This is a genomic window from Aeromonas sp. Y289-2, from assembly GCF_027705925.1.
In the GTDB taxonomy this organism is placed as follows: domain Bacteria; phylum Pseudomonadota; class Gammaproteobacteria; order Enterobacterales; family Aeromonadaceae; genus Aeromonas; species Aeromonas veronii.
This window is the reverse complement of the sequence record NZ_JAPDCH010000001.1, coordinates 1-14,627: the sequence shown is the minus strand read 5'-3', so window position 1 is coordinate 14,627 and position 14,627 is coordinate 1. Positions and strand designations below refer to the sequence as shown.

18 protein-coding genes and 1 pseudogene are annotated in these 14,627 nt (G+C 45.1%); 13 read left to right on the top strand and 6 right to left on the bottom strand.

Going from position 1 to position 14,627, the window contains the following annotated elements:
• Positions 1-28 precede the first annotated feature (28 nt).
• Entirely contained in the window at positions 29-559 is a 531-nt protein-coding gene (locus tag OKC43_RS00095; RefSeq protein WP_236272555.1) for an ankyrin repeat domain-containing protein, read from the top strand.
• A gap of 31 nt (positions 560-590) precedes the next feature.
• Positions 591-1,106 carry a superoxide dismutase [Cu-Zn] SodC gene (sodC, locus tag OKC43_RS00090; RefSeq protein ID WP_236272554.1) on the top strand — a complete coding sequence of 172 codons (516 nt, stop codon included), beginning with the start codon at positions 591-593 and terminating at the stop codon, positions 1,104-1,106.
• Positions 1,107-1,537: 431 nt separating this feature from the next.
• Here the strand turns inward: sodC and OKC43_RS00085 are convergent, their stop codons facing one another.
• From OKC43_RS00085 to OKC43_RS00075, 3 genes and pseudogenes are all read right to left on the bottom strand, one after another.
• On the bottom strand, positions 1,538-1,882 hold the full coding sequence (locus tag OKC43_RS00085) for a hypothetical protein (protein ID WP_236272553.1): 345 nt from the start codon (positions 1,880-1,882) through the stop codon (positions 1,538-1,540).
• Positions 1,883-1,985: 103 nt separating this feature from the next.
• A pseudogene (locus OKC43_RS00080) lies at positions 1,986-2,087 on the bottom strand (IS5/IS1182 family transposase); the annotation flags it as partial.
• Positions 2,088-2,253: 166 nt separating this feature from the next.
• The gene (locus OKC43_RS00075; protein ID WP_236272552.1) at positions 2,254-3,075 is read right to left on the bottom strand and encodes a helix-turn-helix transcriptional regulator; all 822 of its coding nucleotides are present in this window, start codon (positions 3,073-3,075) and stop codon (positions 2,254-2,256) included.
• A 103-nt stretch (positions 3,076-3,178) separates the two neighbouring features.
• Here OKC43_RS00075 and OKC43_RS00070 point away from each other — a divergent pair, with 103 nt between their 5' ends.
• The 7 genes from OKC43_RS00070 (at position 3,179) to OKC43_RS00040 (ending at position 7,177) form a co-directional block, all read left to right on the top strand.
• Complete coding sequence (locus tag OKC43_RS00070) at positions 3,179-3,712, top strand: carboxymuconolactone decarboxylase family protein (protein ID WP_115523136.1); 534 nt, start codon at positions 3,179-3,181, stop codon at positions 3,710-3,712.
• A gap of 9 nt (positions 3,713-3,721) precedes the next feature.
• Positions 3,722-4,156: a DUF417 family protein gene (locus tag OKC43_RS00065; RefSeq protein WP_045790060.1), complete on the top strand. Its 435-nt coding sequence runs from the start codon at positions 3,722-3,724 to the stop codon at positions 4,154-4,156.
• Positions 4,157-4,295: 139 nt separating this feature from the next.
• Positions 4,296-4,703 carry a thioredoxin family protein gene (locus OKC43_RS00060; protein ID WP_201944848.1) on the top strand — a complete coding sequence of 136 codons (408 nt, stop codon included), beginning with the start codon at positions 4,296-4,298 and terminating at the stop codon, positions 4,701-4,703.
• The gene (locus tag OKC43_RS00055) at positions 4,703-5,395 is read left to right on the top strand and encodes a cytochrome c biogenesis CcdA family protein (RefSeq protein ID WP_115523135.1); all 693 of its coding nucleotides are present in this window, start codon (positions 4,703-4,705) and stop codon (positions 5,393-5,395) included. The genes OKC43_RS00060 and OKC43_RS00055 overlap by 1 nt, the downstream gene beginning before the upstream one ends.
• A 15-nt stretch (positions 5,396-5,410) precedes the next feature.
• Positions 5,411-5,752, top strand: a complete 342-nt coding sequence (locus OKC43_RS00050; RefSeq protein WP_236272551.1) for a hypothetical protein — start codon at positions 5,411-5,413, stop codon at positions 5,750-5,752.
• A 51-nt stretch (positions 5,753-5,803) separates the two neighbouring features.
• Positions 5,804-6,619 carry an alpha/beta hydrolase gene (locus tag OKC43_RS00045; RefSeq protein WP_120414201.1) on the top strand — a complete coding sequence of 272 codons (816 nt, stop codon included), beginning with the start codon at positions 5,804-5,806 and terminating at the stop codon, positions 6,617-6,619.
• 189 nt (positions 6,620-6,808) lie between these two features.
• Positions 6,809-7,177, top strand: coding sequence for a hypothetical protein (locus OKC43_RS00040; RefSeq protein WP_236272550.1), 369 nt, complete (start codon positions 6,809-6,811; stop codon positions 7,175-7,177).
• A gap of 42 nt (positions 7,178-7,219) precedes the next feature.
• Here the strand turns inward: OKC43_RS00040 and OKC43_RS00035 are convergent, their stop codons facing one another.
• Together OKC43_RS00035 and OKC43_RS00030 are read right to left on the bottom strand one after the other, a co-directional pair.
• On the bottom strand, positions 7,220-8,449 hold the full coding sequence (locus OKC43_RS00035) for a DUF1214 domain-containing protein (protein ID WP_236272549.1): 1,230 nt from the start codon (positions 8,447-8,449) through the stop codon (positions 7,220-7,222).
• Between the two features lie 13 nt (positions 8,450-8,462).
• Entirely contained in the window at positions 8,463-9,521 is a 1,059-nt protein-coding gene (locus OKC43_RS00030; protein WP_270658826.1) for a heparan-alpha-glucosaminide N-acetyltransferase domain-containing protein, read from the bottom strand.
• 622 nt (positions 9,522-10,143) lie between these two features.
• Between OKC43_RS00030 and OKC43_RS00025 the strand changes: the two genes are divergently transcribed.
• Positions 10,144-10,599 carry a DUF6979 family protein gene (locus OKC43_RS00025; protein ID WP_236272547.1) on the top strand — a complete coding sequence of 152 codons (456 nt, stop codon included), beginning with the start codon at positions 10,144-10,146 and terminating at the stop codon, positions 10,597-10,599.
• Between the two features lie 47 nt (positions 10,600-10,646).
• On the opposite strand, the gene OKC43_RS00020 is transcribed toward OKC43_RS00025, so the two are convergent.
• Positions 10,647-11,273, bottom strand: coding sequence for a heme-binding beta-barrel domain-containing protein (locus OKC43_RS00020; RefSeq protein ID WP_236272546.1), 627 nt, complete (start codon positions 11,271-11,273; stop codon positions 10,647-10,649).
• 390 nt (positions 11,274-11,663) lie between these two features.
• Here OKC43_RS00020 and OKC43_RS00015 point away from each other — a divergent pair, with 390 nt between their 5' ends.
• The 3 genes from OKC43_RS00015 to OKC43_RS00005 all read left to right on the top strand — a co-directional run bounded on the left by OKC43_RS00015 (position 11,664) and on the right by OKC43_RS00005 (position 14,473).
• The gene (locus OKC43_RS00015; RefSeq protein WP_236272545.1) at positions 11,664-13,304 is read left to right on the top strand and encodes a methyl-accepting chemotaxis protein; all 1,641 of its coding nucleotides are present in this window, start codon (positions 11,664-11,666) and stop codon (positions 13,302-13,304) included.
• Positions 13,305-13,526: 222 nt separating this feature from the next.
• Positions 13,527-13,937 (top strand): hypothetical protein, encoded by a 411-nt coding sequence (locus OKC43_RS00010; protein WP_041235162.1) that lies wholly within the window; start codon positions 13,527-13,529, stop codon positions 13,935-13,937.
• A gap of 476 nt (positions 13,938-14,413) precedes the next feature.
• The gene (locus OKC43_RS00005) at positions 14,414-14,473 is read left to right on the top strand and encodes a DUF1367 family protein (RefSeq protein ID WP_236272577.1); all 60 of its coding nucleotides are present in this window, start codon (positions 14,414-14,416) and stop codon (positions 14,471-14,473) included.
• Positions 14,474-14,627: the final 154 nt, after the last annotated feature.

Below are 14,627 nucleotides of genomic sequence, written 5' to 3'. Positions count from 1 at the left end.
TGCAGGCACTATGTTGAAGGAGTGCAGGATGGTACCTAACCGTTTGCTGCTGAGTTTGCTTGTGGTGCTTGTGGGGTTGTCTGAACCTGCCTGGGGTAGCGAGCCGACAGAGGCGGAGCAATTGCAGCCTGCCAGCTTACAAGAATATTTCTTTGCCGCTGCGCGCAGCGGAGAGGTGAGTGTTCTGAATGAATTTGTAAAAGCTGGCTTCCCGATCGATGAGCGCAATGAGCAGAGTTACACCGCACTGATGATTGCCGCTTACCAAGGGCAGTCGGAGGCTGTGAAGTCTCTTCTCGAAAGAGGGGCAGACCCTTGCTTGCGTGACAAGCGCGGTCATACCGCATTAATGGGGGCGGTGATCAAGGGTGAATGGCGTATTGCGAAAACCCTATATGCCATTGATTGTGATTGGGATAGTGATAAACGGGCTGATGAGCCTGTTACCGATAAAAGCACGATGACGGCGGCTCAGTTTGCCGAACATTTTGGACAGGGCGAACGGTTTCGCGCTCTGGCAATTGGTGCTGGGAAAGGCAATTACATCGAGGGTGACTAATCCTCGATGTAATAGAGCAAGGGGAAGAAAGATGAATACTCGAATGAGTAAGGTGATGCTTGCTGCGGTGTTGGTCGTAAGCGTCAATGCCACTGCAGCTAGTGTGACGATGAAGGATCTGGCTAGTGGAGCTGTCGTTGGGCAAGTAGAGTTGAGTGAAAGTCCATATGGAGCAGTCTTTACTCCGGCACTGTCCTCTTTGCCTGCAGGTTTGCATGGATTCCATGTGCACGCAAACGGGAGCTGCGACAGCAGTATTAAGGATGGGCAAAGCGTTGCGGGTGGCGCGGCGGGTGGTCACTATGATCCCCAGCAAACAGGGCGCCATGGCGCCCCCTGGCAAGATGATGCCCACAAGGGGGATTTACCACCTCTCTATGTCGATGAGGTCGGTAACGCTGTTCAACCAGTTTTGGCTCCACGCCTGACCCTGGCGGAACTGAGTGGTAAGGCTTTGATGATTCATGCAGGCGGTGACAACCACTCAGATCATCCAGCCCCCCTTGGTGGCGGTGGACCGAGAGTTGTATGCGGTATCATCCCATGAATATAACTTCACGGTGATAGGCGAGGTAAATGACTTGCTTGGGATCAAAATGGCCGACGCTACTCTGTAGGCTCATGCCCCATTGCAGCAGGGTTTGTTCGATGCTGAGATCAGCACACAGTAGGTCGCCGACGTCAGTGAAGGTAATCCAGCCACGCTCGAATAGTTTATCTATGTGAGGTGAGAGAAACAGGGCGTTGCTCCCATACAGGCATTCTGCATTGTTGTCGCATTTTGATCAGGGCTTGATGTGGCTGGCAATCAGCAGGGCTTTGTCGGTGACTCCGGTAACTCAACAAACTGGCTCGACTTCTCGATGTTTGTACGGAAAAGGCCTTGGCCATGGCGCGATTTTACGAGCTGCAACTTTTCTGTCGCGTCCATGGTCGAGGTCTGGATGCCAGCCTCGATTGCACATCTTCCAGTTCTGCCTAGTGCTGCTCGATGTCATCAGCAAAAGATGGGTTCATTCTCTTGGCCAATGAGAGCACCAGGTTGCTGAGTGCTTCGCTTATGCTTGCCAGATAGCAACCGTGGTTACCATTACCGCTGGCCTGCAAGGGCGAATTATTCGAATGGAGGAGGGGGGAGATCAATACCAGATGGTCCTTGGGACTAATTGGCTGTTCCAGCAACTCCCAGTCGATAGGTACCTCCCAGCCTGCATCTGACCATGAATCGCCTGCGCTGCCGAATTCAGAGGGCTTGGATTTCTCTTTGCTAGGTGCCGTGACCAGACCAACGTCCTTGATAAACCCATCGGCGTAAGAGATCACAATATCTCTGCGCAGGCTCAGCGTGAGGTTGATGATATAGGTCTGGTTCTGCGAGCCGTTTATGTTGGTCTTAGGCGACCAGAAAACCGATACGTCGTCGCCTCATCGAGCGACGGTGATACCCCGATATCTTCATCCAGTACGTCAGTCCTTCCTTATGTTTCACTATCACAACCTTATTTCTCGGATGTTCCGTTTCCCATAGCTCTAGGGCGGGATACTGGTTGATGTGCTACCAACAGAAAGCTTGTATAGCGGCCATATGTATCATTCGCATAAGAGGAAGGTTCGCTACTACCACTGTTGCTGTAGAGCCACTCACTCGTAGTTAATTACCCACTCACACTGCGGGATTATTATCCTCTTCAAATTCACTGTATTGCTTTGAGCCATCGTCCAGGGCTCATTCCAAATTCCCGCTCGAACGCCCGACTGAACGCGACACTACCACTGTATCCTGCCCCCAGCGCAACCTGAGTAATTGATTCCCCAGTCAACAATTGTTGGCAGGCTAACAGCATCCGCCATTGGGTCAGGTAACCCAGAGGCGACAATCCAGTCTGTGACTGAAAGTGTGCGGCAAAGCGGGCTCGGGACATTCCGGCTTCCTGTGCCAATGTTGCAACAGTCCACCCTTCTTCTGAGCGTAAATGCATAGCTGCAATCGCACGTGCCAGCCGTTGGTCTGATAAACCGGCCAACATCCCCCTTTGGCAGAGCCCCTTCTCCACCATATGGCGCAACAGCAAGATCAATAAGCTTTCCAACAGCCTTGTTATGAGGGGTTCTTGGCCATAGTGATGAGCAAATGCTTCGTCGAACAACATGTTCAGTAGTGGTGCCAGTGTTGGCATGTCATTCAGTGGCAGAACTAACACATCAGGAAGCGCCAGTTGTAATGGTGATGTGCTTCCCTGGCCAAAAGATACAGAGGCACACACGAGGTCACATCCCCCCAGTTGGCGGGGTTCCATACGGTGGGGAAGCCCGCTCGGAAAGAGGAGCAGTGTTTGTTCTGTGAGTAAGTGCGGCTCCGCACCCTCGTGATACAGAGTGAGCTCACCGCTTCGCAGCAAATGAAGATGGCCACCCGCCGGATAGTCTTGGCTATTGGAGTTCTGGCACAGGTTGCCAGCGAAAAACAGTTGGGCGCGTGGGGTGGTATGCGCCAGAAGAACAGAAAGAGGATCCATATTTGAGACGAATAGTAAGTTTTTAGAGACTATGGGTAATAAACCATATCACGATGCGCGGCAAACTACCTCTGCACCTCAATGAACCCACAGGAGCACTACCATGAGCCGCATTCAACCCGTAACCCAACCTTCACCGCCCGTTGCTCCCAGTTTTTCCGCCATGCAGCGTAACCTGGGTATGGTCCCCAACCTTTATGCAACACTGGCCCATTCACCAGCCCTGTTCAACGGCTTCTTGGCATTCGCTGACGCACTGAGCAAAGGGCGATTGACCGCACGCCAACGTGAACTGCTGGCTCTCGCGATAGGCCAAGCCAACAAATGCCAATACTGCTTATCCGCACATACCCTGTTGGCCGACAAAATGGGCTTCACGCCTGAAGACATTAAAGAGGCCCGCCAAGGTAACGCGTCAGATCCTGTCGATCATGCCTTACTGCAACTAGCCATCTTGCTGGTCACCCAACGGGGGGTTGTCAGTGATGAGCAACTACATAATGCCTACAACGCCGGGCTGGATGACGAGTTAGTGCTGGAGGTGCTTGGTCAGGTAGTAGTCAACACCATGACTAACTACGGCAATCACCTTGCCGGCACCGAGATCGACTTCCCGATCGTCGCCCTGACCCTCTAAGGAGTCTGTATGCAGCGATACGATAAAGGCTTTCTGGTTGCCCTTGGTGGCGTAGTACTGACCCTGCTCTGGATTGGCGTGTTCAAATTTACGCCAACCGAAGCAGCAGCCATTCGTCCTCTGGTGGCAAGCCATCCTCTGATGAACTGGCTCTATAGCCTTCTTTCAGAGCAAGGGGTATCCAACCTGATCGGCTTGGTTGAGATAGTTATCGCCACAGGGTTGGTGATAGGGCTCTGGCAGCCACGCATCGGCTATTGGAGTAGCTGGGGGGCTGTAGTCACCTTCGTGGCGACCCTGAGCTTCCTGTTGACCTTACCGGGTGTTTGGAAACTGGTTGATGGCGTCCCCGTTACTGAGTTTTTCATCCTTAAGGATATCGTGTTCCTTGGTGTGAGTTGGTACTACTTGAATCAATGCCGAGCATTGCTCACTACTCAATAGTACTGATGCCTTTGCGCCCTCCCGGGCGCATTTTTTTAGCGACTTACTCCAGAAAATAATTTTTATTCTTTGAAAGTTAATACTCGTCAGTCGGGTCTACTTAGAAGTGAGTCGTAACATCTAGAAGTGAGGGTAGAAGATGAAGAGAACTATACGCACAATTTTTATGACGTTTGTTTTTGGTCTTTTTTTTAGTACTGCTAATGCAATGGATAACGCACAAAGCATGGACTTTACTGAGCAAGCTTGGAAAGAGGCTCAACGTCAAAATCAAGTGACATTATTGGTGGTACATGCTGACTGGTGCCCAACATGCAAAGCTCAGCACAAAGTCCTTAGCTCATACTTTAAGGACAACCCCAATAGTAAAATAAATCAGCTCATTATCAATTTCGATACACAGAAAAATTGGGTCACCTATTTCAAGGCGCCTCGCCAATCAACCCTGATGCTTTATAAAGGGGATAAACAGATATGGTTTAGCGTGGCGGAAACCCGTGAAGATAAAATTTTCAAAGTTCTGAAAGATGCTGAGAGTGCCATGTAATGGATATGTCATCCATTCCTCTGGCATTTATGGCCGGGATCCTCAGCCTGCTATCGCCTTGTGTCTTACCCATGATACCCGCAGTGGCTAGCTCTGCCATGCAGGCCTCACGCACGGGTCTCATTTTGCTGGCAGTGGGGATCAGCGTTACCTTCGCCGTTGCCGGTAGCCTGATCACCTTTATTCTGCTTAGCTTGGGGATTTCACCAGACATATTGAGGTACTTCTCGGCGAGCTTGATGTTGTTGATGGGCACAGTGTTGCTAACGCCAGCACTGAACGACCGCATGTCTTACTGGCTCTCCCTGCTTGTAAGCAGGATGCCAGGGGGAAATGTGCAAGGATCTGGAGCTGCCTTTCAACTCGTTGTAGGTATGTCGCTTGGACTGGTGTGGTTGCCTTGCGTTGGGCCAACCCTTGGTACAGCCATAGCCTTGGCATCTTCCGGACAGAATATGGTGATGGCTTTCTTTGTCATGCTGTCCTTTGGACTTGGTTGCGCACTCCCTCTGGTGGGGATCGGTTATGCCTCTGGTGTGCAGCTCAAAAAAATAGGTAATAGTGCAAGATATGGAAAATATATTCTGGCTATCGCTCTGATTTTGTTGAGCACAATGATATTCACCGGATTCGATAAAATATTAGAGATTTGGGCGATAAATTGGTTGCCTGATTGGGTTACATCCATATAAACACGGAGTATACATATGAAAAAAATCATTCTTGCAGGTCTCGCTAGCATGCTGCTACTCAATACTGCTCAAGCCAGTACGATGGCATCAGATATGGTAATGAAAGATCCAGCGAATGTTATAGTTAGCTACAATCTAGGATCGCTCTTCTTGAATTTTAAAGATGACAACTTCATAAAGGGACAAGTAATTGTCAAGAATAGCAATGGTGAAGTTATTTCCACCGATATGCTTACTATGAAGAAGAGCATGATCAAGATCCCACGTCATCAAAGTGGTGAAATCAACATCCAGTTTGGCGAACATGATATTAGTTATCGTATTCCAATCGCCATTGGTAGTGGCCGTAATGGCTAGCATCAATGATGCTAGCCACCTAAACCGCAGTCTGTTAATAAGGAGCATTCGATGAAAAGTATAATAAAACTAATTCCATTGTTGATGTTGCCATTAACAACTCAGGCTAAAGCAGATGAATTGATCCAGTTAGAGACCAGAACTGGTGTAACTCAGCCAGTTTTACTGTGGGAGGCGAAAAGTCAGGAGCCTGAATTCCTTATCGTCTTTTTCCCCTCATCTAACGGTAATATCGGATTGAAGATGAAAGATGGGAAAGCTGAAGCTGAGAAATTTTACCTTTTAGAAAAACAGCGTGAGCTTTTCACTTCTCCCCGATTTGCAGTAGCGGTTATCGACACACCTTCAGACCGCAAAGGCCTTGGTGAGTCATTTCGACAGTCTGAAGAACATTTCACTGATATGAGAAAAGTTCTTTCAGAGTTGAAGCAACGGTATCCAAAGTCGAAGGTTGTGCTGATGGGTCATAGCCGTGGTTCGGTTTCGGCAGGTTATGTGTCGCGTGCTTTGGCAAGTGAAGTTGATGCCACAGTCTTGCTCAGTGCTCGCTATAAGGTTGCGGCAAAACCTGCGGATGCTCCTCAGGAAGCGCCCGGTGGCACAGGGCTTTCAGCAATTGACTTTAGCCAACTTGGTAAACCTACCTTACTTGTTCATCACACCAATGATGCCTGTTCATCAACTCTTTATGCTGATGCTGCAGAAAAGGCTCAATACACGCCACTGGTGAAAATTGATGGCCCTGTAGATAAGGCACCGATGAATCCGGGTGAATTTGCGTTATGCGCTCCAGGTACCAATCATTGGTTTGCTGGCCAAGAGACCCTTGTAGGGGAAAAAGTAATTGAATGGCTAACCAAAACGTAAACTAATGATGTGGTTTAGCAAGAATAAGACATCGGCCTGAGCCGATGTCTTATTTATATATGTTCGATGCGATATTGACAGAAGAATGACATCACCCAAGTAAGGGTGATTGTCATAGTTTTATTTTAAGGGAACTTGGTGATATGATATAAAAGAAAATTACAAGCCTCAATTCGATTGGAGTTTTCAATGAGAAAGCTATTATTTTCAGTTTTTATTGCTTCACTTGCTACAGGTTGCTCAAGTTCGGTCACAGAACAAAAGCCTTGGCGAGGTGTTTATTCAGAAGGATTTGAAGTAAGTGCTTTTACCCCTTGTGGTGGGGGAAAGGACTTTTGGTTATATGCGAAACAACCCCAGGTTATGGATGATGTTGAAAAGGCAATAAACAAAATTAGAGCCGAGAGTGGATATATGTATCCGAAGGTTTATATAGAATTTTATGGTGTTGATGAAGGGAAGGCGAACGATGGGTTTGCAGAAGATTATGATGCAGTTGTGTCCGTAGAAAAGGTCATTAGCTTTACAACAGAAATCCCATATACCTGTCAGTATTGAGGTGGCATAAAGCCACCGGTAATGGTGGCTTTATGCTTAATGTCAGCTTGCCAAGCTCTTTCTTGCCATGTAAATAGCACCTAGAATTAATAACTCAGCAGGTACTGAACCGCCACCACCATTACGGTCATCCTTCTTAATGTCCTTGTTTGGTATGTCATTTACATCGATAACCTTGGTTTCAAAATCAAGTTCTTCTTTGCCAAGGTATCGTATTGATATAACGCCTTCGTTATATCCTTGAGTAGTGATGAGGTTTTTTTTGTCTTTGATGTCAAACTTGGTTATATAGACTTCGTAGCTGCCATCTGCATTTAATTCCAATTCATCTTTAGTGATGTATGTCTTATGCTTCTCATAATCAACAGTAGCATAGTAAGGATTATAATATGTGATGGATGCATACTTTAAGTTGGCAGGTATCTTACCTGTCAATTTAATTGCTTTGTCATTTTCAAGTTGAATGTAGAAACCATCATAGCGATTATCAGTGGTGGGAAAGAGCGCTTGAACGAGGTCAGGTCTAGGGTTTACCTCTGCACTTGTATTTTTGCTTTTACTCATCTGGGAAGTGAGGTCAAGCGAGCTTTCAACCAAACTAGTCAAAAAGGCACTGGCTCGTGTAATTCGATCCGATGATGAGGCAATGAATGGAGTGTCAAAATCACCATCAGTTTGTTTGATCATCAACTCGGCTGGAGCATTTTTTCTAACGGCTCCATTAGCATAATACTCGCGAACAATCAGCATGTAGTCATTGGCATCAGTCGTGATCCCATTTGCTGCAGCTCTAGGACCGATCTCGATACGGAAAGTTCCATTATCCCCAACTTTGATGTTCTCTGTTGAAACATTTTTTTCTGGAAGAGCCACGTTCTTTCCATCACGTAATGTATAAACTTGGATGCCAAGGTAAAGCGTATCTCCGATTTTACCTTCTAAAACATAACTGCTCTCACCTTTGATCATTGTGGAGCGATAGCGTGTCCAAGGGTTATCACCGGCTGTTTTACGTGATGTAGTGATCCAATCAACGAATGATGGGGAACCGATAGAGGCCTTTTCGATAAAGACTTCACTGGCAAGAGATAAGCTGTCGTATAGAAAATCTACACCTTGCTCTCGAATGGAGTTATCAAGGTTCAATGAATTGTCGAAGTCTATGATCTTTTGATTAAGTGATATTATCGAATAGGCAATCCCATCTCGATTATCCTTTGCAAAGACACCACTAGATAAAACCAAACCTAGCATATATATAAATATTTTCATAAGTTTTCTCCTACTATAAGTTTACATTGTGCTTCTGTAATTTTTTACAAATTGAAAACGACATTGCTATTATTATGATAATAGCTACGAGTGACTCGGTTATATCAAGTTTATATTGATCAAGCACGACAATGCTTGCTGAAATAATAACCCACTGAACAATATAGAAGTTGGTGATGTGTGTGCTTATAAAACTAATTATGTTCAAAAAACCTTTATGAAGGTATGGAGATGCAAAGAACATGAGTGCAAGCCATTGCATAATAAAACCAATGTATAATATTAATCCGCCAGGACCGGTTCTCCAGTAATCACCAAAGTGAAATGAGATATTAGTTTTTGATATGAGTATGCCAATAAAGGATAACAATACACCGAAGCCAAACTGATACCCCATTGCCTGCGTTGTTAGTGTAAGTGGATTGCTATATCTTCTACCAAGGATCATGCCAATCAATGGATAGATGACCCATGGGAATAGAGGGAATGAAACCATTTCCCCATTAATACCCCATAATGGTTCGAGTAACCTTCCCCAAAATGGAACATAGGTTCCAAGGCCCCATATAAAAGGGGAGTACACCAAAACCAATAGTATCAGAAGCGTTATGCAAACATCATTAAGTTGTAATTTATTGACTATCGCCATTATCAAATATGATAGGCCTGCGACTTGTAGGATATCAACCACAAGTAAATTCGAGATGATATCATCGGCAAAGTTTGTTAATTTATCATCCGGCTCACTTGTATCAAATGGCATATAAAATAAGACGAGAGTAAAGGGGGCTGCTAATCGTAATAAATTAAGGTAGTACCCTTTAGCAAACAATGAAAATGAGCGCTTTATATCGTGCGTAAATTGATGCTCTTTCTTATATGCGTATAGAATCCCCATGACAACCATGAATACTGGGGCGGCAGGGGCTTCACCTAGTAATGTTATAACTCTCCCAAAGATAGAATGTTCTGCAATTTGAGTCTTTGTGTTAATACTCACTACATGAGTACACACCATAAATATTGCAGCCAAACCGCGAGCCAAGTCTAAAAATGGAAGTTTACTCGACATTTATTTATCCCTGTGAAGTGTTCGACTACTGTACGTTATTAGATTTTTGAGCGCCATATGAGATTACATATCGTTGATTAATTATGAGATTGTCATTAGATTTATGATTTTGAGCTGGCTTGGCGGTAGCAGAAACAGCTTAAAGAAAGGGAGGAATGAGGATTCCTTACTGTATCGCCTGGTAATTCATAAGATAACTGTATGGGCTCTCTATACAAAGCTAGTTAAGGAGGTTGCATATCCGTAGCATTCTTACTTAGTGGTAACTCAAGAAATATCTGAAACTAGCCAGACTCATAATGAGTTGGAATGCTTAACAGCAGTAATTGAGGTCGGGGGGGGCAGTCTAGCCCCTGAGTATGTAGGGAGGTAGCCCTAGGTGTTCGGGCTCGTTGAGAAAGAATTGCATGATTCATCTTTCAGTTTCATATTCCAATATGTTTATTCTGACATTAACATCAATTAATGCAGCCTAATAGCACAATATATTTGATCTAAGTCAAGTTCTATTTTTATTATAATTTAAGTTGTCAGTAATAGATTTCATCGATAACAGCAATAGATAATTAAAAAACTCATCCTGCTAATTGTGGTATATGATGTGGAAAATTTGGGGGTGCCTATGATTATCTATGGAAAATACGGTGGGGCAGCACTTAGGGCCGTACATTTAATGGTGCAGAACAACTATGATCATATCACTGCTTGGGATATGGCAATATTCGAAGCGTTCGGAGAGGACTTGGGCGAAAAAAAACAGTATAAAAACAACCCGAAGGTAACATTCCTGACCCTCTGCAGCTTGGGTAGCATCAGTTGCATTATGCCAATCCACTATGATACAGCCATCAAAACTAAGAAATATGTCACGACAGCAATCGACATCCTTTCCTCTAAAGATAAATCCACACCGATTAACCCTGATGACTTATGGCAAGAAGTTATTGCAGCATGTGATGCCGCAGCTTCATTGAAGCATAACAATCAGATGGATGTGGTTTTGACGCTATGGTATGCAAATGTGTTGAATACCAATTGGTCTATTGATGAACTGGAACTGTGTACGGAATCTATATGAATTTTGCAGTTAAAAAAGCCAAGGTAAAATCACCTTGGCTCTTCACATTATTTGATTTTAATTAATGTACCACTATCAGAATGTGCAAATGGTTTACCGTACACTTGCAGACTTGTCGTCTGATTATACTTGAGCTGATCTTTAACAGAGAAATCAAGCGACATCATAAAGTCAGTTGTTGAATCATTTGCTGACATATAACTACTTTCAGCAATTCCACGCTTCCCTGTTTTAAAATCAACATTATTGCCTGCTTTACCTTCGACGACAACACAAACAGCACGAGGTATGCAGTATGAGTTGTAGATCATCTGATTTTTTTTATCGTAAATCAGATAACCACGCTGGTCATGAAACTTACCGTTGTCACTTTTTCTGAATACTTCTTGCTTGTAATACATCGCAACTAAATATTGGTCACTGGCGTTTTTTGCATCCGCAGCGGGCTCGAAGGTAAAAGTCTCATAGTACGGTTCGACCGCAGGTCCACCCTTACCAACCTTGCTCCCTTCTTGCCCTGGAGCTACGTCTACACCACCACTGTCCGTGCTTTTCCATGTTCCCACTAGCTGTGCCAGGGGACCAAAATCCAAGCCATTTATTGTTGTGTCTGAATCTGCGTGCGCCAGCGTAGAGCTGGCAAGTAAAATGGCGGGTATTACAAGCTTATTCATAAAAGACTCCTGTATGGTTCAGCTTTTTATTATTTTCTGCAAGCCAGGGGATTTTAAAAAGAGCGGTAGATGATGGTCAATTATATTTAATTGTGTGATGTGATTTTTGTGAGGCCGGATTCGTTTTTTACTCGTAATAAAAACCAGATTTGATTTAACACATGTTCATGGTTATAGCGGAAAAATCTCAATGCCAATCTAGATCAATTTTTAGTTACGATATTCTATACTTACGGTTAGGTGATTTTATTGCTAGGTAGGAGAGGGCTATGTATTGTTTGAAATGTTATTAGTTTAGGGTCGTCGTTTTTTGTTAAGGTGCTGACTTTTGATGCCGATATTAAATGTGGAACATAAGACGTTGACATAAAAGTTAATAAGGATAACCAGATGCTTAAATCAATGACAATAGGCAATAAACTGATAACTGTTTTTTCGGCCCTTGTGGTGCTGATGCTGGGATTTGCCTGGTTTTCTGTTACCCAACTATCGAACATTTACCGTGATACAACCGAGATCACTAACAACGTCATTCCGTCAATACGAGCTTCAAGCCAAATGCATACGGCCTTGCTTGATGCTCGCCGGGCTGAGTTGAGCATGCTGATTGGTATTCAAGACAGTGATCAGAGTGCGATTAGTACCAACAAACAACGTTTTGAGAGCAGTAAACGTGATTTTGAGGCTGCGCAACAACAATATTCCAAGATGGATTTTGTCTCAGAGAGGGACAAACAATATTTCGAGAACCTTGTCGCAGCTGCATCGGATTACTTTTCTGCCCATTCCATTCTGTTGACGGCCGTTGAGCAAGGTGACGTGACCAAAACAAAGTCCCTTATCAATAACGAGTCTAAGCAAGCCTTGGAAAAGGCTGGGCAGGATGCCTTGAGTCTGCGTGCAGAAAATGATCGGATTGCTCATGAGATGGCCGCTCATGACAAGGTAGTTTATGACAACGCCAAGACACTCAGCATTTCAATGGGTGCAGGTACGGTGGTTTTTGTGATCCTGGCGGCTCTACTACTTATCCGTCAGATCCGCAATCCGATCATGGTTTTGTTAGAGCAAATTCATCAGGTATCTGCTGGTAACCTCACCAGCAAGCTCGATATGAAAGTCTTTTCCCATGATGAACTCGGCATGCTGGCCAAGGGCTTGAACGAGATGCAGGACAACTTGCGGATGCTCGTCAATGAGGTTTCAAGCTCTGTGGTTCAACTCGGTTCTGCAACCGAAGAGATCAGTGCCGTTTCCTTGCAGTCTGCCCATAATATGGATGGGCAAAAGCATGAGCTGAACCAACTGGCCACAGCTATGAATGAGATGCAGGCCACTGTGCAGGAGGTAGCACGCAATACTAACGATGCTGCTAGTGCTGCAACCCAGGCAAGTACAACAGCCCTTCAGGGTAGTAACACAGTGAACAACTCTATCGTGCGTATCGAGAAGGTGGCTGAAGCGATAGAGCATACTGCAGTGGTGATCCGCCAGCTGGGCGATGATAGCCGCAATATCGGCATGGTGCTGGAGGTAATTCAAAGCATTGCGGAGCAGACCAATCTGCTGGCGCTGAATGCAGCGATTGAAGCAGCTCGAGCTGGCGAACAAGGGCGTGGGTTTGCAGTCGTGGCCGATGAGGTCAGAACGCTGGCTAAACGAACCCAAGACTCCACCTCCCAGATAAACGGTATCATCTCCGAACTGCAGGAACGCGCGAATGAAGCGGGAGCCACGATGCAGCAAAGTCAGACCATGATGGTTGAAACGGTTACCACCGCCCGGGAAGCAGGGGCGTCAATCGCAGAGATCAGCAGTGCTGTCAGCAGTATTTCGCATATGAATATCCAGATTGCCACCGCAACAGAAGAGCAGGGGGCTGTGAGTGAAGAACTGAATCGCAACGTGGTCAACATCAGCAATGCTTCGGAAGAAGTCGCAGCAGGCGCTAAGCAGATGTCCCAGGCATGCCATGACTTGAACCACTTAGCTACTCAGTTACAAGATGTAGTCAGGAAATTCCGCATTTAAGCCTGAGAAAGGATATGTCTTTGATGAACACCGGCTGATAGCCAGTGTTTTTTATTAGACAAGTTCTGGCGCTTATTCAATGTTTGACGGTTGTAAGAAACCACAGATATAGCAATAGATATTACTGTTTTTGTTATTAGAGCTTATACGTAAATTTCAGATAGACCTTCATCTCTGAATCAGTAAAATTTGGCGAGGCTCACCCAACAAGAAGGTTATAACGTGAAAAAAACGATGCTAGTATTGGCCTGCTCGATTGGATTGTTTGGTAGTAGTTGGCCTGCATTTGCTGCAAATGATAGCAAGGCTCAGCAGGTTCAGTTTAAAAAAGGGACGTCGGAGACAACAATTAACAGTTCGATCAAAGGTGATCAGAACTTGGATTATAAGTTAACGGCCAACAAGGGCCAGAAGATGCTTGTGACATTGGACACCAAGTACAACACATATTTTAATATCCTTCCTCCTGGTAGTACTGCTGATGCCATGTTCTCTGGTGCTATGAAAGGTGACCGCTTTGAAGGTGAGCTGCCGATGAAAGGGACTTATACCATTCGAGTTTATCAGATGGGGGCAGACAAAAGCAGTAAAGCCAAGCATGATTTCAAGCTTTATGTAAAAATTAGTGGCTAAGCTTTATAAGGTTAATGTGGGCCATTCTGTAGCGAGCTCCACGATGTTGAGAGAAAGCCCCGAGCATTATGCTTGGGGCTTGATTGAAAACCGATATGAATTATTTTCTGTTAAAATCAATCCGATTAGACTCGATTGTTTTCTATATCTCGCTAACACAATAATATCACAATTACTGGTGCGTGACATTGATCAAACTTTGGCCTTACCATGGTTATGCCGAAACTAGACCATCCGGCTATTAACCTAAAAAGGGCCAAGCGTGACCAAGAATATTAAAATTCTTCAAACCAGACCAGTCTTTATTAGCACTATATGGAGCTGACTCTGCTGAAAATGTCTGGCGGCGTGCTGGTTCCTTCCACCCCAGCTTATGCGGAAGCTATCCGATCATTATCCATTAGCTAGTTTATTCAAGCCAAAGGAAGCGGGCCCCGTAATCCTGCTTTTATCGTCGCTTCTTCGCATTACTCAACCTGACTTTCGATTACTGGGAACCTACAGGCGGAATGGTGTCACCAGCAGAGCAGGGGTGATTTACACATTGCTTGGATGGTCTGTCATCGAAGTTACTCCTGAACATATCAAAACTGGCCAGCTGTGCGCCTGGTTGGGTAATCCCCCCGAAAAACTGAGGTGCTCATAAGTAGAATTTTCTCGTATCTTGAACGCAGGAGGTTCTACATGAAA